19 protein-coding genes and 1 pseudogene are annotated in these 22,126 nt (G+C 73.9%); 8 read left to right on the top strand and 12 right to left on the bottom strand.

The window, feature by feature from the left end:
* Positions 1-6: 6 nt before the first annotated feature.
* From ABZ490_RS15665 to ABZ490_RS15650, 4 genes are all read right to left on the bottom strand, one after another.
* Positions 7-822, bottom strand: a complete 816-nt coding sequence (locus tag ABZ490_RS15665; RefSeq protein ID WP_358989530.1) for a chitosanase — start codon at positions 820-822, stop codon at positions 7-9.
* Between the two features lie 114 nt (positions 823-936).
* Positions 937-1,359 (bottom strand): acyl-CoA thioesterase, encoded by a 423-nt coding sequence (locus ABZ490_RS15660; protein WP_358989528.1) that lies wholly within the window; start codon positions 1,357-1,359, stop codon positions 937-939.
* Positions 1,360-1,422: 63 nt separating this feature from the next.
* On the bottom strand, positions 1,423-2,202 hold the full coding sequence (locus tag ABZ490_RS15655; RefSeq protein ID WP_358989526.1) for a hypothetical protein: 780 nt from the start codon (positions 2,200-2,202) through the stop codon (positions 1,423-1,425).
* Positions 2,203-2,252: 50 nt separating this feature from the next.
* Positions 2,253-2,846, bottom strand: a complete 594-nt coding sequence (locus tag ABZ490_RS15650) for a histidine phosphatase family protein (RefSeq protein ID WP_358989524.1) — start codon at positions 2,844-2,846, stop codon at positions 2,253-2,255.
* A 199-nt stretch (positions 2,847-3,045) separates the two neighbouring features.
* On the opposite strand from ABZ490_RS15650, the gene ABZ490_RS15645 reads away from it, so the two are divergent.
* Complete coding sequence (locus ABZ490_RS15645) at positions 3,046-5,862, top strand: hypothetical protein (RefSeq protein WP_358989522.1); 2,817 nt, start codon at positions 3,046-3,048, stop codon at positions 5,860-5,862.
* A 7-nt stretch (positions 5,863-5,869) separates the two neighbouring features.
* Here the strand turns inward: ABZ490_RS15645 and ABZ490_RS15640 are convergent, their stop codons facing one another.
* Positions 5,870-7,078, bottom strand: a complete 1,209-nt coding sequence (locus tag ABZ490_RS15640) for a pyridoxal phosphate-dependent aminotransferase (RefSeq protein ID WP_358989520.1) — start codon at positions 7,076-7,078, stop codon at positions 5,870-5,872.
* Between the two features lie 87 nt (positions 7,079-7,165).
* Between ABZ490_RS15640 and ABZ490_RS15635 the strand changes: the two genes are divergently transcribed.
* On the top strand, positions 7,166-7,792 hold the full coding sequence (locus ABZ490_RS15635) for a winged helix-turn-helix transcriptional regulator (protein ID WP_358989518.1): 627 nt from the start codon (positions 7,166-7,168) through the stop codon (positions 7,790-7,792).
* A gap of 384 nt (positions 7,793-8,176) precedes the next feature.
* Here ABZ490_RS15635 and ABZ490_RS15630 read toward each other — a convergent pair whose 3' ends face one another.
* The 3 genes from ABZ490_RS15630 to ABZ490_RS15620 form a co-directional block, all read right to left on the bottom strand.
* On the bottom strand, positions 8,177-8,983 hold the full coding sequence (locus tag ABZ490_RS15630; protein ID WP_358989516.1) for a hypothetical protein: 807 nt from the start codon (positions 8,981-8,983) through the stop codon (positions 8,177-8,179).
* A 29-nt stretch (positions 8,984-9,012) separates the two neighbouring features.
* Positions 9,013-10,275, bottom strand: a complete 1,263-nt coding sequence (locus ABZ490_RS15625) for a VWA domain-containing protein (RefSeq protein ID WP_358989514.1) — start codon at positions 10,273-10,275, stop codon at positions 9,013-9,015.
* Positions 10,276-10,354: 79 nt separating this feature from the next.
* Complete coding sequence (locus ABZ490_RS15620) at positions 10,355-11,869, bottom strand: IucA/IucC family siderophore biosynthesis protein (RefSeq protein ID WP_358989512.1); 1,515 nt, start codon at positions 11,867-11,869, stop codon at positions 10,355-10,357.
* A gap of 113 nt (positions 11,870-11,982) precedes the next feature.
* On the opposite strand from ABZ490_RS15620, the gene ABZ490_RS15615 reads away from it, so the two are divergent.
* From ABZ490_RS15615 to ABZ490_RS15605, 3 genes are read left to right on the top strand one after another with little or no spacing between them, the layout of a single operon-like run.
* On the top strand, positions 11,983-13,503 hold the full coding sequence (locus ABZ490_RS15615; protein ID WP_358989571.1) for an IucA/IucC family protein: 1,521 nt from the start codon (positions 11,983-11,985) through the stop codon (positions 13,501-13,503).
* A gap of 20 nt (positions 13,504-13,523) precedes the next feature.
* Positions 13,524-14,438: a HipA family kinase gene (locus tag ABZ490_RS15610; protein WP_358989510.1), complete on the top strand. Its 915-nt coding sequence runs from the start codon at positions 13,524-13,526 to the stop codon at positions 14,436-14,438.
* Entirely contained in the window at positions 14,435-14,758 is a 324-nt protein-coding gene (locus ABZ490_RS15605; RefSeq protein ID WP_358989508.1) for an Rdx family protein, read from the top strand. The genes ABZ490_RS15610 and ABZ490_RS15605 overlap by 4 nt, the downstream gene beginning before the upstream one ends.
* On the opposite strand, the gene aceB is transcribed toward ABZ490_RS15605, so the two are convergent.
* Complete coding sequence (gene aceB / locus ABZ490_RS15600) at positions 14,748-16,373, bottom strand: malate synthase A (protein ID WP_358989506.1); 1,626 nt, start codon at positions 16,371-16,373, stop codon at positions 14,748-14,750. The genes ABZ490_RS15605 and aceB overlap by 11 nt on opposite strands.
* Before the next feature lie 93 nt (positions 16,374-16,466).
* The gene (locus ABZ490_RS15595; RefSeq protein WP_358989503.1) at positions 16,467-17,084 is read right to left on the bottom strand and encodes a nucleotidyltransferase family protein; all 618 of its coding nucleotides are present in this window, start codon (positions 17,082-17,084) and stop codon (positions 16,467-16,469) included.
* Positions 17,085-17,292: 208 nt separating this feature from the next.
* Here ABZ490_RS15595 and ABZ490_RS15590 point away from each other — a divergent pair, with 208 nt between their 5' ends.
* Entirely contained in the window at positions 17,293-17,574 is a 282-nt protein-coding gene (locus ABZ490_RS15590) for a DUF5955 family protein (RefSeq protein ID WP_358989501.1), read from the top strand.
* 489 nt (positions 17,575-18,063) lie between these two features.
* Here the strand turns inward: ABZ490_RS15590 and ABZ490_RS15585 are convergent, their stop codons facing one another.
* Complete coding sequence (locus ABZ490_RS15585) at positions 18,064-18,861, bottom strand: IclR family transcriptional regulator (RefSeq protein WP_358989499.1); 798 nt, start codon at positions 18,859-18,861, stop codon at positions 18,064-18,066.
* Between the two features lie 251 nt (positions 18,862-19,112).
* On the opposite strand from ABZ490_RS15585, the gene allB reads away from it, so the two are divergent.
* The gene (gene allB, locus ABZ490_RS15580; protein ID WP_358989497.1) at positions 19,113-20,453 is read left to right on the top strand and encodes an allantoinase AllB; all 1,341 of its coding nucleotides are present in this window, start codon (positions 19,113-19,115) and stop codon (positions 20,451-20,453) included.
* Between the two features lie 43 nt (positions 20,454-20,496).
* Complete coding sequence (alc, locus tag ABZ490_RS15575; protein ID WP_358989495.1) at positions 20,497-21,621, top strand: allantoicase; 1,125 nt, start codon at positions 20,497-20,499, stop codon at positions 21,619-21,621.
* Positions 21,622-21,832: 211 nt separating this feature from the next.
* Here the strand turns inward: alc and ABZ490_RS15570 are convergent.
* Positions 21,833-22,081 (bottom strand): annotated as a pseudogene (locus tag ABZ490_RS15570) (SDR family NAD(P)-dependent oxidoreductase); the annotation flags it as partial.
* Positions 22,082-22,126 lie beyond the last annotated feature (45 nt).

The following is a 22,126-nucleotide window of genomic DNA, read 5'->3' as shown; positions in this document are numbered from 1 at the left end:
GTCACCTCAGTCGATCTCGTAACTGTCGCCGTACACCTTCCACTTGAGCGGCGTCTCCAGATCGAGGTTCCCCTGGTTCAGGAACACCCGCTGGGCCGTCTCCACCCGGCTCACGTCACTGTGCGCCGGCTCCTGTTTCATCGCCCACACCCGGGCGTCCAGGAAGGCGTGCAGATACGTCGTCTCGTCGCCGCCGTCCGCCGGGGTGTCCGCGTGGGCCCGCGCCCGCTTGCGGATGCCGCCGAAGCTGAGGGCGTCGGAGCCCGGTCCGTGCATCACCAGGGCGTCGTAGTAGGCGAACTGGCCGAGCGTGCCCACGCCGTCCTTCTTGCCCCGCGCGACCGCCGGATCGAAGTAGACGCGGTCCCGTTCGTCGCGCTGGGCCTTGCGGAACCCCGCCGTCTTCGCCGCCGTGCGCCAGGCGGCCGGGAACCCCGGGTCGAGCCCCTCGTGCGAGTCGCTGCCGTTCACCGTGCGCAGCGCGGGCAGATACCCGGCCAGCGCGTTGTCCGGGTGCCGCTCGGTGTACAGCTCGACGAGGGCCAGCATGTCGCTCGTACCGGAGCAGAAACCGATGATCCCGCCGGTGTAGCCGCGGCCGTCGCCGATGTCCTCGAGGTACTTGTACTGCGCCTTCCAGTCCAGGGACGAGTTCTCCGCGCTGGACACCAGCCGCATCGCGATGTCCTTCTTCTCCGGATCGGCCAGTCCGGTCGCGGTGGCGGCCTCGGCCGAGGGCCACTGCGTGGCGAGCGCCCCCGCACCGAGGGCGGCGAGCAGGGTGCGGCGGGTGGCTCGTGCGTGCGGGAAGGGCAACGTCATCTCCCAAGTAGGGCGTTGTCAAAGGCAGTTGAGCCTGCCGCAGGATCTTGGGAATGCCGTGGGACACAGGTGGGACGGCGCTGTGAGTGGGGCACGGCCGGGCACCGGCCCGCGCTACAGCCCGAAGCGCGACGGGTCGTTCGCCAGCTTCTTGAACCACTCCCGCGGGTTCGCCACCATGCGCCGCTCCCGGAGGTCCAGCAGACCGCCGACCGCGGTGAGTTCGGCGGCCACCGTGCCGTCCGTCCGGGTGATCGTCTGCCGGATCCGGAAGGTCTTGCCGTCGCCCCACTCGAAGGCGCAGGAGACGTCGACCTCGTCGCCCGCCACGAGTTCGCGCCGGTAGCGGATGGTCGTCTCCAGGGCGATCGGTCCCACTCCGTGGCCGGTCAGCTCGCTCTGGCCGATGCCCGCCGCCTTCAGCAGGGACCAGCGGGCGTGTTCCGCGTAGTTGAGGTACACGCTCTGGTTGACGTGGCCCTGTACGTCCGTCTCGTACCCGCGGACGGTGATCCGGACGGAAAACGGCTCGCTCACTGCGTGCTTCCCCTTCTCGTCGACGCCTGACCGGTGCGCCGGCCACCGATCCTGGCACGTCCCTCACACCCGGCGGGGGGAAGCGAGCAGATAGCGCGCCCTGGTCCGGGGATCGGTGTGCTCGCCGACCTGCCAGCCCGCCTTCTCCAGTGTCGCCGCACAGGCGCCCAGCGTCGCGTCGTCCGGTCCGCGCACGGCGACGGCCTCCGGCTGGGGCGTCGCCCGGACCCGGTAGCCGTCCGTGTCCGGCCCGGCGGGGCGGTGCCCGCCGGCCTCCAGGGCGAGGGCGGCGGCCCGCACCAGATGGGCGCGCTCCCAGCCGCAGGGGCGGTCCACCGCTCCGTCCGGATGGGTCATGCGGCGCAGCTCCAGCAGGCCCTGCCAGGCGCTGTGCACCTCCCGCGCCCGGGCCGGGCCGTCCACGCCGGTGTGCTCCTCGCCGCCGACCCGCGCGGCGAACACCCCGGAGCCGGTCTCCTGCCGCCGGACCTCGGGCGCCGTCCCGGCCTGCGCGGCGAACACCCCGGAGCCGGACGCCTGCCGCCGGACCTCTGCCGCCGTCCAGGCCTCCGGCGCCCCGGCCTGCGCCGTCACGGTTTCCACCGTCCCGGCCTGCGCAGTCCCGGCCTGCGGCACCCCGCTCTCCGCAGTCCCGGGCTCCGTCTCCCGTATCCGGTGGCCCGCCGGGGTCAGGAAGTGGTCGTGCGGCGGCCGCGGATGCCGGAAGGCGAGTCCTCGCCGTACCAGCGCCGCGAGCTGGGCCTCCGTACCCCTGAGCCGGCCCGTGACGGGCTCGGCGGCGTCGATCACCCGCCGCTGCGCGGCGGTCGGCGGTCGGGTCACGGCCTGCTCCCCCCTGTCGGGTCGGGCCCCGCGACGGGCCCACTCGAAGGCTACGGCCCGGGTCTGACATTCCAGGCGGCGATCACCGGCCGCCCGTGCTCCGTGCCCAGCCGGCCCAGGGTGCCGGTGGCGAGCCGGAACAGCGCACCGGCCGACGGGGCGAGGCCGAGGTAGCGGGCGGTCAGCACCCGCAGGAAGTGCCCGTGCGCCACCAGCGCCACCGCCCCGTCGGCATCGGCCGCCCGCACCCGCGCGAGCACCCGGTCGGCCCGCTCGCCGACCTCCCGGGGCGTCTCCCCGGGATGCTCGGGCGGGCCCGGCGCCACCCCGTCGTCGAACAGGAACCAGCCGGGCCGCGCCTGCTGGATCTCGGCGGTCGTGACGCCCTCGTACCCGCCGTAGTCCCACTCCCGCAGATCGGGGTCGACCGTGGCGCCGTACAGTCCGGCCAGTTCGGCCGTCTCCCGGGCCCGTTCCAGCGGGCTGACGTACGCGGCGCCGATCCGCAGCGAGCCGACGAGCGCCGTCAGCCGCCGTGCCTCGTCCCGCCCGTGCTCGGTCAGCGGAACGTCCGTCCAGCCCGTGTGCCGCCCGGACCGCGACCACTCGGTCTCACCGTGCCGGACGAGGAGGAGATCGGCCACGTCTGCCAGCGTACGACAGTGATCGACGGCGTACGACCGCTGCGCCCGCCCCGCTGACCTCGTACGAACCGGCGCGGGTCGCGCCGCGGGGCCCCTGCACTCGTGCGGGTGAAGTCCTCCGCCGTCCGGTCCGGACCACCGTCGCGGCGTCCTACGTTCGGAGCCGACGCCGGGAGCACGAGCGGACGCGGGAGGCCGGGTGGCGGGGTGGGGACAGCGCGCGGGCAGGACGGACTACGCGCCGAACAGCGCCACGGACCGGGTGGTGAGGCTGTGCACGCAGTTGGTGACCGGATTCCATCCGCTGCGTACGCCCATGCCCCTGCTCGCCCTGTACGCGGCCGCGGACCAGGACGCCGGGACGCCCGCGGACGACCACGTCCGCAAGGGGGTGGGGTTCCTCCGGGAGCTGCACCTGCGGCGCGGGCTGCGGTGCCGGGTGGTCGAGGCGGAGCGGGAGGGGGACGACTTCCGGCGGGGGCTGGCCGTCCTGACGGATCTGGCGGGCAAGCCGTGGGAGAGCCGCCACCGGCCGCACTCCGAGGCGTACGTCTTCCCGCGGTCCAGGCTGCTGGAGGCCGTCGAGCAGGCCGTGGAGGCCGAGGACGAGGACGGTGTCCTGCCCCGGCTGGAGCGCATGCGGTGGCGGCCCGGCACGACGGGTGACCCCGGCGGCGGCTGGGCGCAGCAGGCGCTGCGGGCGGCCATGAGCCCGGCCAGCCTCGTCGGCGCGGTCGTCGTCGCGGCACTCGGCGGTGTGGCGGCCGTGCACGGAGAACTCGTCGTCGGCCTGCTGGCCGGGGTGCTGCTGGTGTTCCTGGGCAGCGCCTGGTCGCGCCACCACGAGGGCCTGCTGCCCTGGCACGGTCCGGCCGGACGCTGGCTGTCGACCACCACGTTCGTGGCCGCCGAGAGCGACTTCGCACCGGTCTGGTCGGTCTGGCGGCCCCGCCTGTCCCGCGCCACGCGGGCGGCCCGCGCGCAGGAGGTGGCCCGGACCTTCCGGCTGGCGTGCGGCGGGCCCGGCCCCGACCGGGAGCGGGCCCGCCAGTTCTACCTCGAACTGCGCACCCTGGCCCTGCTGGACGACCTCCGCCACGACTTCCGGCCCCGGCCGGTGCTGCGGGTCCGCCGGCACGTGACCCCACCGGTGGTGTTCGTCCCGCGGGCCTGCCACGCGAACGGCGGGATCACCCTGCTCCGTGTCATCAGTGACGTACGCAGCCGGCGCAGCGAACTCGACCCCCTGCTCGTCGTCGCGGGCCTGACCCGGGCGGACGAGGCCGAACTGCACGTCCGCAGGGTGGTGGCGCCGGCGTTCACCGACGCGGAGGCCGACCCGGACCCCTCCGCCCTGTACTGGGCGTGGGTCCGCGACCATCTGAGGGTCGGCCAGTCGCCGAGCGTCGCCGCGAGCCTGCCCTGGGTGCTGCCGATCCGCCTCCCCGCCTCCCTGCTCGGCTCGACGGGCACGCAGGCGCACGACGCGTCGCCGATCGGTCCGCCCCGCTGGGTGCGCCGCGCTCCGCGGGTGCTCGCCGCCCTGGTCGTGACGGCCGCGCTGACCGGCGCCGGGGTGCTCGTGGGCGCGCAGCCCGAGAACTGCGACGACCGCCGGCTGCACGCCTTCGACCGGGCCACCGAGGTCGTCGGCGGCGAGTGCGTGGGCCTCTCGGACGGCACGGTGGTGTTCGGTACGGACGGCGGGGTACGGCTGGACGGCCGGGCGTACGACCGGCACGGCGACGGCGAGGGGGCCGCCGGGACCGGTCTGGCGCAGCTGATGGGGCTCATCGCGGAGGAGAACGAGGACGCGAGGGCCGGGCGGTACGTGGTCGTGTTCTACGTGGGCGAACTGACCACCGGCGGCGAGAAGAACGCGGTCACCGCACTGAACGGCCTCCGGGAGCTCGCCGGGGTCCACGCCAGGCAGAAGTCCGTCAACGCCAGGGACGGCGCCGGGGGCGCGAACGCCCCGAAGGTCGTCGTCGAGGTGGCCAACGGCGGCCGTCTGATGAGGCAGCAGGACAAGGCGGTCACCCGCATCGTCCGGTACACCCGGGACCACCCGGACGAGGTGCTGGGGGTGGTGGGGTTCAGCCGGGACGACGAGGACACGGAGGGCTCGGTGCGGCGGCTTCGGGACGCCGGGCTGAACGTCCTGGCCCCGCAGAACTCCGACGACGAACTCGCGGCGCGGTACGCGAACTATTTCGGTCTCGCCTCCACGAACCAGGAGGAGGCCCGCGCCTTCCGGAAGGCCGTCGACTCGGGACGGGTGGCCGTGGAGCCCGGCGAGGTCCTGATCCTGACGCCGGACGGCACCGGCGACACGTACAGCACCCAGCAGGCGGTCGACGCGGAGAAGGCCCTCGACGCGACCGGCAGGCTCACCGCCCGGAGGATGACGTACGGCACCCTGGCCGAGGTGGGCGAGGCGCTGTGCCGGCCGAAGCTGACCGCCCTGTACTTCACGGGCCGGGCCGAGAAACTGACCGAACTGGCCGACGCGGTGTCGAGTTCGCGGTGCGCGCCCGAGAAGCTGACGATCATGACCGGCGACGATTCGACCAAGACGCTGGCCACGGCGGGCCAGGAACGGCTCACGGGTGATGTGACGCTCTACTACGCCTCGCTCGCGGCTCCCGAACACACCCTCCCCACCTCGCAGTTGCCCACGCACATCGCGGACGTCCTGGGCGTGGCGACGCCGCGGGACGACGATCCGCTGTTCGAGGACGGCACGATGGCACTCGCGTACGACGCCATGACCGTCCTGTACGACGCGGCGCAGAAGGCTTCCTGGCGGCCGGAGTTCGTCAACGGGGAGCTGCTGAAGACGAAGGGAAAGGGCGCGGGAGGGCCGATCGACCTGAGCCCCGCGCGACGCCTGAGGCCGTGCGCGCACACCGTGGCCCTCTTCAAGGTGTACAAGGAGGCCGGATCGGAGCAGGAGACCAAGGAGGCCTACTACTCCGGGTCCGATGCCGCCGACGACGACTGTCCGGCCTCCTGACGGGGCGCTACTGCCGATAGCCGCTCAGGAACCGCCCGATCCTGCCGATCGCCGTCTCCAGGTCCTCCGCGTGCGGGAGGGTCAGGATGCGGAAGTGGTCGGGCGTGGGCCAGTTGAAGCCCGTGCCCTGGACCACCTGGATCTTCTCCTGGAGCAGCAGGTCCAGGACGAACTTCTCGTCGTCGTGGATCGGGTGGACCTTGGGGTCGATGCGCGGGAACGCGTACAGCGCGCCCTTCGGCTTCACGCAGGACACGCCCGGGATCTCGTTGAGCTTCTCCCAGGCCACGGTGCGCTGCTCGTGCAGCCGGCCGCCCGGCGCGGTCAGGTCGCGGATGGACTGCCGGCCGCCGAGCGCGGCCTGGATGGCGTACTGGGCGGGCGCGTTGGCGCACAGCCGCATGGAGGCCAGCATGGTCAGGCCCTCCAGGTAGTCGCGCGCGTGCTGCCTGGGGCCCGTCACCACCAGCCAGCCCGAACGGAAGCCCGCCACCCGGTAGGTCTTCGACAGCCCGCAGAAGGTCAGCACGACCAGGTCCGGGGCGAGCGCGGCGGCCGAGTGGTGCACGGCGTCGTCGTACAGGATCTGGTCGTAGATCTCGTCGGCGAAGACCATCAGGCCGTGCCGGCGGGCGAGGTCGAGGATGCCCTCGACGATCTCCTTCGGGTAGACCGCGCCGGTGGGGTTGTTGGGGTTGATGAGGACCACGGCCTTGGTGCGGTCCGTGATCTTCGACGCCATGTCGTCCAGGTCGGGGTACCAGTCGGCCTGCTCGTCGCAGAGGTAGTGGACCGCCTTGCCGCCCGCGAGGGTGGTGACCGCCGTCCAGAGGGGGAAGTCGGGGGCGGGGATGAGGATCTCGTCGCCGTCCTCGACCAGCGCCTGGACGGCCATCGCGATCAGCTCGGAGATGCCGTTGCCGAGGAAGACGTCGTCGACGCCGACCTCCAGGCCCAGCGTCTGGTAGCGCTGGGCCACGGCCCGGCGGGCGGAGAGGATGCCGCGCGAGTCGGTGTAGCCGTGCGCCTTCGGCAGCATCCGGATCATGTCCTGGAGGATCTCCTCCGGCGCCTCGAAACCGAACAGCGCGGGGTTGCCGGTGTTCAGGCGGAGCACGCTGTGGCCCGCCTCCTCCAGCGCGTTGGCGTGCTCGACCACCGGGCCGCGGATCTCGTAGCAGACCTCGCTGAGCTTGTTCGACTGCCGGAACTCCATGCGCGCTCGCCCCTCCGGTTTCGTGTGTTGCTTGGTTTTACCAAGTTCCCGCTTGGAAAGTCCAACGACATGTCTAGACTGCGTCGCATGTCACCTCGTCGAAGCTACGACCAGTACTGTTCCGCCGCCCGGGCGCTCGACGCCGTCGGGGACCGCTGGACCCTGCTGATCGTCCGGGAGCTGCTCGCGGGCCCGCGCCGGTACACGGACCTGCACGCCGATCTGCCGGGCGTCAGCACGGACGTGCTCGCCGGACGGCTGAGGGACATGGAGCGCGACGGTCTGGCCACCCGCCGCCGGCTGCCCCCGCCGGGCGCCGCCTATGTCTACGAACTCACCTCGCGCGGGCGGGAGTTGCTGCCGGTGCTCCAGGCGCTGGGCCGCTGGGGCGAGGGTGAACTCGGCGAACGCCGCCCCACCGACGCGGTCCGCGCCCACTGGTTCGCCCTGCCCCTGCTGCGGGCCCTGGACGGCGAGGGGCTCCTCGAAGTCCACCTGGACGAAGGGGACTTCCACCTCTACGTCGGTGCCGAGGACGGCCCGGTGCACGGCGAGGGACCCGCCCCCCGGGAGCCCGATGCCCGCCTGGTCCTGGACGCCGCCACCTGCGCGGCCGTGGCCCGGGGGGAGCTGGGGGTACGGGACGCCGTGCGCGCCGGCCGGATCGCCGTCAGCGGGGAGGGCACGCTCGCCAAGGCGCTGCGCGAGGCATGAGCCGGGGCCACACGCCGGACCGGGCACGGGGCCCGGCGTGGCGAAGGCCCATCACTGCGTGGTGATGGGCCTTCTGGGCGGGTGCCGGGGGCGGGCCCGGTGGCGGTACCTGCCGCGGGGCTCGCCGGGCGCTGCGCGAGGTGTGAGCCGGGGTCATGTGCCGGGTCGGGTGCGGGGCCTGGCGTGGCGCAGGGCCATCACTGCGCGGTGATGGGCCTTCTGGGCGGGTGCCGGAGGCGGGCCCGGTGGCGGTATGCCGCGGGGCTCGCCGGGCGCTGCGCGAGGTGTGAGCCGGGGTCATGTGCCGGGCCGGGCGCGGGGCCCGGCGTGGCGAAGGCCCACCACTGCGCGGTGATGGGCCTTCTGGGCGGGTGCCGGGGGCGGTCAGGCGCCCGGTGGCGGTACCTGTCGTGGCCGTCCCGCGCCGCGGGTCAGCGTGTAGCCGCCGATGCCGGCCAGTGCGGCCAGGATCGCGCCGATCGCGGTCCACACCCAGCGGTCGGACCACCAGCCCGAGGCCCAGCCGTCGTCCGGCTCGATGCTGGACAGCACGGCCGTCGCCGAGGAATCCTCCTCCTCCGCCGCGGACTTGACGGCGATGCCCGGGACGAGGGGCTTCGCCAGCGAGCCGTCCACGGCCGCCGCGCCGCCGATGTCCTTGGAGTCGACGCGCAGTTCGGCGCTCACCGGCTGGCCCAGGTCTGCCGCCTTCAGACCGACGGCCGTCAGCCGGACGTAGTACGTGCCAGGCAGCGGGTCGTTCGCCCACGGCTCCGCCCAGGCGCGGACCGTGCGCAGCACACACGCCAGTTCCACGGTGGCCGCGTCCTGGGCGGCGCTGCGCGTCTGGGCGCCGTACTGGCAGGCCTGACGGCGCCGCAGACCGTCGTACACATCGATCTGCCAGGTCTGCGCGAGGTGCGAGTCGGGCAGCTTCACCGTCGCCTTCACGGTGGGCCGCTGGCCCGAGTCCGCCGGGAACGACCAGTACAGGTAGTCACCCGTGGAGGCGCTCGCGGTGGCCGTCTGTCCCTGCTCGACCTCCGCCGCCGTACGGAAGGAGGTGCCCGCCGAGGTCGGCGCGGCACTGTCCCCCGAGGGGCTCGCGGAGGGCGAGGAGTCGGCGGCGGCCGGTCCGGCCGCCAGCCCCAGCGCCAGCAGCGCGCCGCCCAGCACTCGTGTGATCCGCATCGGCCGGTTCCGCATCAGTTGGATCCGCATCAGTTGGTCCTCCAGACCGCGACACGCCAGCGCGACAGCCAGCCCCAGATCAGACCCGCGAGGAAGCCGGTCAGCACCAGCAGGCCGAGCAGCCACCAGCCGCGTCCGAGACCGAACGACGCCACGTCGCTCGCCTGCGACGGCGCGTCGACCACGTCCACGGTCAGCTCCACCGGCATTCCGGGGGTGGTCTTCACCCCGGCGCCCGCCGAGAAGGAGTTCGTCACCTGGAGGCAGACCGTCTCGGCCGGGGCGTCCTCGTCGTCGCTCTCCGCCTTCGGGTAGCGCAGACCCGTCGAGACCACGTCGGTACGGCCGTTGCCCGCCGACTCGCCCCGCACGATCTCCCGGCCGTGCACCGTGACGGCCCGCAGCAGCACCCCGTAGTCCGGGTTCATCGCCCGGTCCGAGGCCACGCTCACCGAGGCCCGCAGCTCCTGGCCCGGCTCGACGTCCACCTTGTACCAGCGCTCCTGGCCGAACTCCTCGCGGTCGGTGTAGAGACCCGACTTCAGGGCGGGCGCGGCCGAGCAGGAGTCCGTGCCCTCGGTGGCGACCGGCGTCACCACCGGGTCGGCCGCCCGGTCCACCAACTGGTTCACCTTGTCGGTGAGTTCCTCGGTGTGCTCGACCGAGGTGTAGGTGCCGCCGGTGGCCTCGGCGATACAGCTGAGCTGCTGGCGCATCTTCGTGTTGGGCACCAGGCCCAGGGTGTCGATGGTCAGACCGATGCCCTTGGCCGCGATCTCGCGGGCCACCTCGCACGGGTCGAGCGGGGCGCAGGTGTCCTCGCCGTCGCTGATCAGCACGATCCGCTTGGAGCCGGTGCCGCCGTCGAGGTCGTCGGCCGCCTTCAGCAGCGCGGGGCCGATCGGCGTCCAGCCGGTGGGGGACAGGGTCGCCACCGCCGCCTTGGCCTCGGTGCGGTCCACCTGGCCGACCGGGTAGAGCTGCGCGGTGTCCTTGCAGCCCGTCTTCTGGTCGTCGCCCGGGTAGTTGGCGCCGAGGGTGCGGATGCCGAGCAGGACGGTCTCCGGGGTCGCGTCCAGCACCTCGTTGAACGCCTGCTTGGCCGCGGCCATGCGCGTCCCGCCGTCGATGTCCTTCGTCCGCATCGAGCCGCTGACGTCGAGGACCAGGTCGACCTTGGGCGCGAGGGCGGTGGTCTCGTCGGCGACCGCCCCGGCCGGGAACGCGAGCCCGGCCGTGAGCGCGGCGAGCAGGGCGCACACGCCCGCCGCCAGCCGTTGTGTTCTGATCATCGGCGGATCTTATTGATCAGGGGTGTCCCGCCACAAAACGGGGCCGACAACAGCGCGTGAACGCATACCGGATACGCCGTCAGTTCCCCTGCCCCACCAGCGGATTGGGCAGTTCGGCCCACTGGTCCCCGGGTGTGCCCGGGGAGAGCCGCATCAGCGTCAGCGCCTTCGCCGGCAGCGGCCGCTCGCACAGCGCCACCAGATCGGGGGTGCGCGGCAGATCCCGTACGGCCGTGCCGAGCGCCGCCCCCAGGGCCGCACCGCTGCCCGCCGTCGCCGCCAGCGACCCCGCCACCAGCGAGCCGAACAGCTTGCGCCGCAGGCCCCTCTCGTCGTCGGTGAGGATCCGCGCGGGCAGGCCGTCGGGCGGTGTGATGCCGTGCCGGGCCAGCCGGGCGGGGCCGACCCGGATGTCGGCGAGATCGCGGTAGACCAGCCGCAGCGGCGCCCCCGACGCCGACAGGACGAGCAGCAGATTCTGCCCGTGTGCCTCCAGCGCCACCCCCAGCTCCAGCAGCCGCAGCCCCACGGTGAGCGCGAGCCGCGCGAACTCCGCCGTCCACGCCGCCGACGCGGGCAGCCCGGTGCCGGCGAGCGCGGCCACCGGGACGACGTGCTCGCCCGGACCCGCGTACACCGCCGGCGACTCCCGCAGCACGGCGGCGAGTTCGGGGGAGTCGGGGGTGGCCGCACCGAGCGTGCGCGTGACGTGCAGCAGGCCGTCCGTGCGCGCGGCGAGCGTCTCCGCGAACGCCGACAGGGCCGCCGAGGCGGCGACCGACCCCACCGAGATGTCCCGCACCGAGGACGTCAGCCGGGCGCTCAGCGAGGTCTTCACATGCGGCCCGCCCGGCAGCGCCAGCGTCCGCAGCGACATCAGCGGATGCGCCGGCAGCTCCTGCCCGCCGGACCGCTTCAGGACATGCGCCGCCTGCCACGGATGCACCGGGAGCAGCAGCCGCTCCCCGTCCCGCAGCTCCTGCGGCCACACCCCCGACACCAGACACTCCCCGGCCGGCACGGGCACCAGCCCCAGCCGCACCACCGGCCGGTGCTCAGGGCCGTACGCCAGCTGCTCGGCGACCGAGAAACCGGGCCGGGAACGGCAGTTGGGGTGGTACGGATGCCCGTCGACCACCCGCTGCTCCCACTCCCAGTCGTGCACCGGCCACGGCGACCCCGGTGGCACGGGCTCCTGCGCGGCCCGCGACAGCGCCAGCGAGGCCGCGCTGTGCCCCAGCTCGGCGGCGAAGCCACCGCCGTGCGGCACCGCCAGCGCCGTCATCAGGCGCGCCGGATCGTCGTACGCCACCGAGTCCAGCCGTACCCCGGTCACATACCCGGCGGTCGCGTACGGGTCGGCGCGCGGGCCGTCCAGCCGGCGGCCGTCCGCCAGCCGCAGCACGAGCGCGTCCCGGCCGTACTCCCGGCCGGTGATCCACGGCAGCGGCTCCTGCGCGAGGGCCCGCCACAGCCGGGTCAGCACGGCCGCCCGGGCGCCGGGCAGCGCGGCGGCGTACCGGGGGACGAGGTCCGGACGCAGCGCGGAAAGTTCGGCGGCCACCTCGGCCTCGGCGGTGTGCGGTCGGTCCACGGGTGGGCTCCTCGGAGTGCGGGTACGTGAGTCACGGAGGGGCCGCGACGACAGCGATACTGATCGTCTCCGCCCAGAAGAACCGTAGGGAACGAGTACAACGCGTGGACCTCATCCCCCCGCCCGCCGAGGCCGCAGGCCCCGCCGACCCCGCCGTGGACGACGGCCGGGCCGACGCCTTCGCGGTCGCGCCGCTGCTCAACTGCCTCCTGAGGGAGGTGGCCGAGCCGCTGCCCGAGCCCCCCGGGCCGCACGGCGAGCGCGTCCACCGGCTGCCCGGCACCGGCCGGCTGCTGCGCGTGCGCGGCACCCGCCGCCCCGCCGGACCCGAGTTGCGCACGGCGGACACCTGGCAGCCGCTCGGCCACGCCGAACTGGTCAAACTGGTCGCGGAGGAACTGCGCCGCCACACCGGCCTCTCCAACCACGAACTGCCCACCGAGATGATCGACAGCCGGGACGCGGTCGCCGCGCTGCTCGCGGCCCGCGCGCGGGCCACCCCGCCCGCCGACCGCTATCTGCTCTCCGAGCAGTCCCTCGTCACCGGCCACCCCCACCACCCGGCCCCCAAGGCGCGCGGCGGCGGCCCGGTGGCCGGCTGGCTGCCGTACGCCCCGGAGGCCCACGCCCGCTTCCCCCTGGTCCTCCTGGCCGTCCGCGAGGACCTGGTCGTCGAGGAGGGTGACACCTCCGCCCTCGACGCCCTCGGCGCGGCCCCGGCCGGCTACCGGCTGCTGCCCGCCCACCCCTGGCAGCTCGACCTGACGGCCCCGGAACTGGCCCCCGCGTTCGCCGACGGCCGTCTGCTGCGGCTCGGCACGACCCCCTTCGAGGCCTGGCCGACGGCCGCCGTGCGCACCCTCTACGCGCCCGGACACGACCTGTTCCTGAAGTTCAGCCTCGATGTGCGCATCACCAACGACGTCCGCCGGCTGTGGCGGCACGACCTGCTGAAGCTGCGCCGCACCGACGCGGCCGTCACCCAGGCCTTCGCCGCCCTCGGCGGCCCGGCGGCCTGGCTCAGCGACCGCGGCTACCGCACCGCGTCCTTCGCCTTCGAGGAACTCGCCGTGCTGGTCCGCGACGGTCTCGACGGCCCGGTGCTGCCCGGCGCCACCCCGCTGCTCGCAGCGGGCTTCACGGAGGGCTTCCCGGGCAGCCCGCTCGATTCCGCGGCGGACCCGGCGGCCTGGTGGGAGGCGTATCTGCGGGCCGTCGTGCCGCCCGCCCTCACGGTCTTCGCCGAGCACGGCGTCGTCCTGGAGGCGCACCTGCAGAACACGCTGGTCGCCGTCGACGCGGCCGGCCTGCCGGTGCAGGCGCTGTTCCGGGACGCCGAGGGCGTCAAGCTCCTGGCGGACGTGGAGCGGGCGGCCGGCTGGGAGCGGCTGGTGTACTGCCTGGTCGTCAACCACCTCACCGAGATCGCCGCCGTCCTCGCCGAGCGGCACCCCGGCCTCGATCCGTGGCCCGCCGTCCGCCGCGAGCTGGCCCGCCACGACCTGCCCGAGGCGCACGCCCTGCTCACCGCCCCCACCCTGCCCGGCAAGACGAACCTGCTGCTGCGCTGGACCGGAGCGGACGGCGCGGACGCCCGCTACCTGCCCCTGCCGAACCCGCTGGCCTGTACATGATCTGAATTAAGGTGGGGTGTGTGCTGCGCGAAGTGACTGCCGTCCGATACGTGACCCCGCTGCGGTCCGGCGGCTCCGTGCCCGGGGTCGTCGAGGCCGACGACCTGGGGACCTACGTCGTGAAGTTCACCGGCTCCGCGCAGGGCCGCAAGGCGCTGGTCGCCGAGGTGATCGTGGGCGAGCTGGCCCGGGCACTGGGGCTGCGCTTCCCCGAGCTGGTCCTGGTGCACTTCGACCCCGCGATCGCCGACGACGAGCCCCACCAGGAGGTGCGCGACCTGCACGGCGCGAGCGCGGGCCTCAACCTCGGGATGGACTACCTCCCGGGCGCGCAGGACTTCACCCCGGAGGTGGCGAAGGCCTTCCCGGTGGACCCGCGGGAGGCCGGGAAGGTCGTCTGGCTGGACGCCCTCACCGTCAACGTCGACCGCACGGTGCACAGCTCCAACCTGATGATCTGGCCCACCCTCGGCGTCGTGCCGCCGCGCCTGTGGCTGATCGACCACGGCGCCGCCCTCGTCTTCCACCACCGCTGGGACGCCTCCGACCCCACGAAGGCCTACGACTTCCGCCACCACGCCCTCGGCCACTACGGCCCGGACGTGCGCGCCGCCGACGCGGAACTGGCGCCGAAGGTGACCCGGGACCTGCTGCGGGACATCGCCGCCGAGGTCCCGGACGCCTGGCTGCTCGGCGAGGAGGGCTTCGCGACGCCGGACGACATCAGGACGGCGTACGTGGACTACCTCCACGCGCGCGTGGAGGCCTCCGCGGCCTGGCTCCCCACCGACTTCCCCTCGCGGGAGGAACTCGCCGCCGAGGAGGCCCTCCGGGCGGCACGTACCCAGCAGGGCCGTCCGGGCTGGCTCAAGCGGGTCCCCGACCTGCACGGCAAGCCGGCGGCGGAACAGGATTGGTCGGTGCACCTCGGATGAGTGAGCAGCAGCCCGTCGAACCGCAGCCCGTCGACCGGCAGCGCGTCGAGATCGAGTACTGCACCCAGTGCCGCTGGCTGCCGCGGGCGGCGTGGCTGGCGCAGGAGCTGCTGACGACGTTCGAGACCGAGCTGACGGAGCTCGCGCTGAAGCCGGGCAAGGGCGGGGTCTTCGTCGTACGGGTGAACGACGAGGTGGTGTGGGACCGCCGCGAGCAGGGTTTCCCGGAGCCGACGGCGGTCAAGCGGCTGGTCCGCGACCGCGTGGCCCCGGGGAAGCCCCTGGGCCACGCGGACCGCGCGGCGGACGTCAGCCCCTGAGCTGCCGGTACGCGGGCAGGGTGAGGAAGTCGACGTAGTCCTGGTCGAGGGCGACCTCCAGGAACAGGTCGTGCGCCTGCTGCCAGTGACCGGCGGCGAAGGCCTCCTCGCCCAGCTCGGCGCGGAGGGCGGCGAGATCCTCGGCGGCGACCTTGCGGGCCAGCTCGGGGGTCGCCTTCTCGCCGTTCTCGAACCCCACCCCCGCGTTGATCCACTGCCAGACCTGCGAGCGGGAGATCTCGGCGGTGGCCGCGTCCTCCATCAGGTGGAAGATGGCGACGGCGCCGAGGCCGCGCAGCCAGGCCTCGATGTACCGGATGCCCACCTGCACGGCGTTGACCAGACCCGGGTAGCTAGGCCGGGCGTCCAGCGAGTCGACCGCGATCAGTTCGGCGGCCTCGACCCGGACGTCCTCACGGAGGCGGTCCTTCTGGTTCGGCCGGTCCCCGAGGACCTTGTCGAAGGACTCCAGGGCGATCGGCACCAGATCGGGGTGGGCGACCCAGGAGCCGTCGAAGCCGTCACCGGCCTCCCGGTCCTTGTCGGCACGGACCTTCTCGAAGGCCACCTTGTTGACCTCGGGGTCCCGGCGGGAGGGGATGAAGGCCGCCATGCCGCCGATGGCGTGCGCGCCGCGCTTGTGGCAGGTGCGCACCAGGAGTTCGGTGTACGCGCGCATGAACGGGGCGGTCATCGTGACCAGGTTGCGGTCCGGGAGGACGAACTTCGGCCCGCCGTCCCGGAAGTTCTTCACGATGGAGAACAGGTAGTCCCAGCGGCCCGCGTTGAGCCCCGAGGCGTGGTCGCGGAGTTCGTAGAGGATCTCCTCCATCTCATAGGCGGCCGTGATCGTCTCGATCAGGACGGTGGCGCGGATGGTGCCCTGCGGGATGCCGACGTACTCCTGCGCGAAGACGAACACCTCGTTCCACAGCCGGGCCTCGAGGTGCGACTCGGTCTTCGGGAGGTAGAAGTACGGGCCCTTGCCGAGGTCGAGCAGCCGTTGCGCGTTGTGGAAGAAGTACAGGCCGAAGTCGACGAGGGCGCCGGGGACGGGGGTGCCGTCGCCGTCGGCCAGGTGCCGCTCGTCGAGGTGCCAGCCGCGCGGGCGCATGACGACCGTCGCCAGCTCCTCGTCCGGCCGCAGGGCGTACGACTTGCCGCTCGCCGGGTCCGTGAAGTCGATGTTCCGGGTGTAGGCGTCGGCCATGTTGACCTGGCCCAGGATCACGTTCTCCCAGGTGGGCGCGGAGGCGTCCTCGAAGTCCGCGAGCCAGATCCGCGCGCCCGAGTTGAGGGCGTTGATCGTCATCTTGCGGTCGGTGGGGCCGGTGATCTCGACCCGGCGGTCCTCCAGGGCGGGCGGGCAGGGCGCCACCCGCCAGGAGTCGTCGGCGCGGATCGCGGCGGTCTCCGGCAGGAAGTCGAGCGTGGAGGTGCGGGCGATCTCGGCGCGGCGCTCGGCGCGGCGGGCGAGGAGTTCGTCGCGGCGCGGGGTGAACCGCCGGTGCAGCTCGGCCACGAAGGCGAGGGCGGCCCCGGTGAGGACCTCCTCCTGCCGCGGCAGGGGTTCGGCGTCGACGATGGCCAGCGGGGACGGCGCTGGTGCGGACATGAACGTCACTTCCTTCAGCGAGCGTGGCACCGGGTGCCCTGGTAAAAGTGGATACTAGTTTCCTCATCGTGGAAGTTCAATGCTTTGTTGATCTCAGGGCGCCTCCGGGTCGGGGCCGAGCCGGGCCAGGTCCCCGGGGGTGTCGATGTCGTACGGCAGACCCGCGTCACCGCACTCGACGAGGACGATCTCGGCCGCGTGCGCCTTCAGATAGGCACGCGCCCCCTGGTCGCCCCGCGCGCCCTCCGTCACCCCCGCCCAGTGGGCCGCGCCGAACAGCACCGGATGCCCGCGCACCCCGTCGTAGGCCGCCGCGGCCAGCGACACCTCCCCGTCGTACGCGGCGAGCACCCGGGCCGTCGCCTCCGCTCCGATGCCCGGCTGGTCGACCAGCGACACCAGCGCCGCCCGCGCCCCCGTCCCCGCGAGCGAGTCCAGCCCGGCCCGCAGCGAGGAACCCATGCCCTCCTCCCACCCCGGGTTCTCCACCAGCACGCACCCCTCCAGCCGCGCCCGCTCCCGTACGGCCTCGGCGGCGGCCCCCAGGACCACATGGACGCGCGTGCAGCCGGCCGCCCGCAGCACCCCCACCGCATGCTCCACCAGCGGCCGTCCCCGGTGCGTCAGCAGCGCCTTCGGGCGCCCGCCGAGCCGCCGCCCGCCCCCCGCCGCGAGCACCAGCCCGGCGACCTCGTCCACGTCGTACGTCATGGATCCTGCATACCGCACGCGACCGGCGGCGCGCGGATCACGCTGTGCAGCAAGTCGGTGACGCAGCGGACTGGCGCCCATGGCCCGAGGTGGCGTTAACTGGGCGCCCGCACCGTCCGGGGCCCGACCGGCACCCGGCGCGGGAACGTGCACGCGTACCACGGGTGCGAGGGGGAGGACTGCGTTGCGGAGCGTGGAGCAGAGGTCTGTGACCGACAAGGACCCGCGGGTGGTGGAGCTGCGCTCCGCCGTGTCCCGGCTGCGCCGGGAACTCGCCGCACACCCCGCGGAGTTCCGGGACCGGGACATCGCGGAGGAGGAACTCGCCGCCCTGGCCGCCATGGCCGCCGGCGGCACCCCCGAGATACCCCGGCTGCGCCGCTCCCTGCTCCTGATCGCCGGAGCCATCGGCTCGGTCAGCGCCCTCGGCCAGGGCCTCACCCAGGTCCGCCGGGCGGTCGACCGGTTCGGGGAGCCGCCGCGCGCCTGAAGGGGGGCGGGGCGGGCGGTCCGGTGCCGGGGCTGGTGGACACAGGGCCGGATCAGGGCCGGATCGTCCCCGAGGCATGAGGCGCGAGGAGCTACCCGTGGGGAGTTCGGCGAGGGGCAGGCGTCCTCGGCGGTCTTCAGGATCGCGTTGGAGAGCCGAGGGCGGGCGGTGAGGCCGCCACGGCGCTCCACCGGGCGATCGTCCGGCGCCGGTCCCCGGCGGCGGCAGCGACGCGGCGGCCCGGCGGGCGGCGTCCACGTGGTGGGCCGAGCGCCAGGCCCGCGCGATCCGTCCGGCGGGGGCGCGGGCACCGGCCGCGGCCTGCTCCTCGCCGACCCGGGCGGTACAGGCCGCCCAGGGCGTGAGCGAGGGGCCGGCTCGCGCAGGCCCCGCCGGCCGTGCTGCCGAACTGGTCCCGCAGCGGCAGCAGAGGGGTGATCGGCGGGACCGCCGCAGCGGTGTCGCCCGGACCTACGTCCGCCCGGAGCGCTAGGCCGCCGGGCCCGAGGTGGTCAGGGCCTGGGACAGGTCGGCGGCCACCTGCTGGAGGACAGGGACGATGTGTTCCGTCGCCGCGTCCGTGACACGGCCCGCCGGGCCGGAGATGGAGACGGCCGCCGCGGTGGGGGAGTCGGGGACGGACACGGCGAGGCAGCGGACGCCGATCTCCTGCTCGTTGTCGTCGACCGCGTAGCCCGCGCTGCGCACGTCCGCCAGGGCCGCGAGGAAGGCCTCCGGTGTGGTGATCGTCTTCTCGGTCGCGGCCGGCATGCCCGTCCGGGCGAGCAGCGCGCGCACCTCCGCGTCCGGGAACCCCGCGAGCAGCGCCTTGCCCACCCCCGTGGAGTGCGGCAGCACCCGCCGCCCCACCTCGGTGAACATCCGCATCGAGTGCTTCGACGGCACCTGGGCCACGTACACGATCTCGTCCCCGTCGAGCAGCGCCATGTTCGCCGTCTCCCCGGTCTCCTCGACCAGCCGGGCCAGATAGGGGCGCGCCCAGGTGCCGAGCAGCCGGGACGCCGACTCGCCGAGCCGGATCAGCCGCGGGCCGAGCGCGTAGCGGCGGTTGGGCTGCTGACGGACGTATCCGCAGACGACCAGCGTGCGCATCAGCCGGTGGATGGTGGGCAGCGGCAGCCCGCTGCTCACGGACAGCTCGCTCAGCCCGACCTCGCCGCCCGCGTCCGCCATCCGCTCCAGCAGGTCGAAGGCGCGCTCGAGGGACTGGACCCCTCCGCCGGCGGACCGGGCGGAGTCGGAGGTGCTGGCGCTCGACGTCGGCACGGCGCGTTCCTTTCGACACGGGCGGGAGGAGCTGAAGCCTACCCGGCGGTCGGTTGACTCCCCGGTCGTGCGTAGCTACGTTCTGATCACTGGAATTGTATTTCCACTTCATGGAAACATCCAGAGTGACGGCGGTGGGGGCACCCTGGAGGAGGGGCGCCCTTGACGCTCGCGAGGCGGCGGGGAAGACTCCTTCAACAGAACGTTGAATTCCGTTACGCGGAAGTTAACGGCGGCAGAGAGGGGTCCGGGTGTCCGACGCTGAACTGGTGCTGCGCTCGACGCGCGTCATCACCCCCGAAGGGACGCGCGCCGCCTCGGTCGCCGTCTCCGGCGGGACGATCACGGCCGTCCTGCCGTACGACGCCCCCCTCCCGGCGGGGGCCCGCCTGGAGGACCTCGGCGACGACGTCCTGCTGCCCGGCCTGGTCGACACCCATGTGCACGTCAACGACCCCGGCCGCACCCACTGGGAGGGCTTCTGGACCGCCACCCGAGCGGCGGCGGCCGGCGGCATCACCACCCTCGTCGACATGCCCCTGAACTCCCTGCCGCCCACCACGACCGTCGACCACCTGCGCGTCAAACAGGGGGTCGCCGCCGACAAGGCGCACATCGACATCGGCTTCTGGGGCGGCGCCCTGCCCGGCAACGTCAAGGACCTGCGCCCCCTCCACGACGCCGGTGTCTTCGGCTTCAAGGCGTTCCTGTCCCCGTCCGGCGTGGACGAGTTCCCGCACCTGGACCAGGACGGACTGACCCGCTCCCTGACCGAGATCGCCGGCTTCGGCGGCCTGCTCATCGTCCACGCCGAGGACCCGCACCACCTCGACGCCGCCCCGCAGCAGGGCGGCCCGCGCTACGCCGACTTCCTGGCCAGCCGCCCCCGCGCAGCCGAGGACAGCGCCATCGCCACCCTGATCGACCGGGCGAAACGCCTCGACGCGCGCGTGCACGTCCTGCACCTGTCCTCCAGCGACGCGCTGCCGCTGATCGCCGCCGCCAAGGCGGAGGGCGTGCGCATCACGGCCGAGACCTGCCCCCACTACCTCACCCTCACCGCCGAGGAGGTCCCCGACGGCGCCAGCGAGTTCAAGTGCTGCCCGCCCATCCGCGAGGCCGCCAACCAGGACCTGCTCTGGCAGGCGCTCGCCGACGGCACCGTCGACTGCGTGGTCACGGACCACTCCCCGTCGACGGCCGACCTCAAGACCGGCGACTTCGCGACCGCCTGGGGCGGCATCTCCGGCCTCCAGCTGAGCCTCGCGGCGGTCTGGACCGAGGCCCGCCGGCGCGGGCACGGCCTGGAGGACGTCGTCCGCTGGATGTCGGCGAACACCGCGCGGCTCGTCGGCCTGGACGCCCGCAAGGGCGCCATCGAGCCCGGCCGCGACGCCGACTTCGCCGTCCTCGCCCCCGACGCGAGCTTCACCGTCGACCCGGCCGCCCTCCAGCACCGCAACCACGTCACCGCGTACGCCGGCCGGACCCTGTACGGCGTCGTGCGGTCGACCTGGCTGCGCGGTGAACGCATCGTCGCGGACGGCGAGTTCACCGCACCGCAGGGCACCCTGCTCACCCGGACCCCCTGAGCGCACCCGCACCCGCACCGGCCGATCCCGAAAGGCACACCCCGTGGCAGCGATACCGACGTTCACCGGCGACGCGAACCCCTACGGCGGCGGCGACCCGTACGCGGACTACCGCACCGCCGAGTTCCCCTTCACCCACCTCGCCGACCTCGCCGACCGGCAGCTCGGCGCCGCCGTCGTCGCCGCCAACGACGAGTTCTTCGCCGAGCGCGAGAACCTGCTGCTGCCCCACCGCGCCGCGTTCGACCCCGAGCGCTTCGGCCACAAGGGCAAGATCATGGACGGCTGGGAGACCCGGCGCCGCCGCGGCGTCTCCGCCGGCCACCCGTGGCCCACGGCCGACGACCACGACTGGGCGCTGGTCCGGCTCGGCGCGCCCGGGGTGATCCGCGGGATCGTCGTCGACACCGCCCACTTCCGCGGCAACTATCCGCAGGCCGTCTCGGTCGAGGGCACGTCCGTCCCCGGCACCCCGTCCCCGGAGGACCTCCTCGGCGACGACGTGAAGTGGACGACCCTCGTCCCGCGCACCCCGGTCGGCGGCCACGCGGCGAACGGCTTCGCCGTCTCCCTCGAACAGCGCTTCACCCACCTGCGCGTCAACCAGCACCCCGACGGGGGCATCGCGCGCCTGCGGGTGTACGGCGACGTCGTCCCGGATCCCGCGTGGCTCGCGCTGCTCGGCACCTTCGACGTCGTCGCCCTGGAGAACGGCGGCCGCGCCGAGGACGCCTCGAACCGCTTCTACTCACCCCCGTCGAACACCATCCGCCCCGGCCGCTCCCGTCAGATGGACGACGGCTGGGAGACCCGCCGGCGCCGCGACCAGGGCAACGACTGGATCCGCTACCGGCTGGTCGCCCAGTCCGTGATCCGCGCCGTGGAGATCGACACGGCGTATCTGAAGGGCAACAGCGCCGGCTGGGCGTCGGTCTCGGTCCGCGACGGCGACGACGGCGACGAGGGGGGCTGGACCGAGATCCTCCCCCGCACCCGCCTCCAGCCCGACACCAACCACCGCTTCCCTCTCCCCACCCCCACCATCGCCACCCACGCGCGTGTGGACATCTACCCCGACGGCGGCATCTCCCGCCTCCGCCTCCACGGCACCCTCACCGACCAGGGCACCCACCACCTGAAGACCCAGCACCGCGAACTGAACACCTGACCTCCCGGCCCCGGCCAACCGCCCGACCAACCGGATCGGGCCACCCCCGGCCGGGGCCTCCGTCGCCGGGGCCCGGCTGGACCGGACCGCCCGTGGCCTCGGTTCCCGAGACCGGGATGCGGTCCGTCCGGCCCGGGCCGCTTCCCCACCGGGAGTGCCGCCACCGGGATGCCGCACGCCTGGTCCGGGCCGGTTCCCGACCGGGCGCCTCCGCCGTCCGCTCCACGGCCCCGGCCGCCTCCCCGGGGTCCCCGGAGTCGGCGCGCAGGGCCACCGCCCGCCGCCCGAGCGCCTCCACGGCCCGGACGACGTCCCCGGCCGCCTTCTCGCCGTTCACGTACGTCACCGCCACGTCCGCGCCTTCCCGGGCCAGCCGCAGCGCCGTGGCGGCACCGATGCCCCGGCCGCCCCCGGTCACCAGGGCCACCTTGCCGTACAGAGTTCCGTCAGTCGTCGTCATGGGTCCATCCCACCGGCCCGCACCCCCGCGCGCTGGCGGTCCACG

The organism is Streptomyces sp. NPDC005811 (assembly GCF_040630405.1).
Lineage (GTDB): Bacteria > Actinomycetota > Actinomycetes > Streptomycetales > Streptomycetaceae > Streptomyces.
Note: the sequence above shows the minus strand (reverse complement) of the source record. Positions and strands in the feature narration are given on the sequence as shown.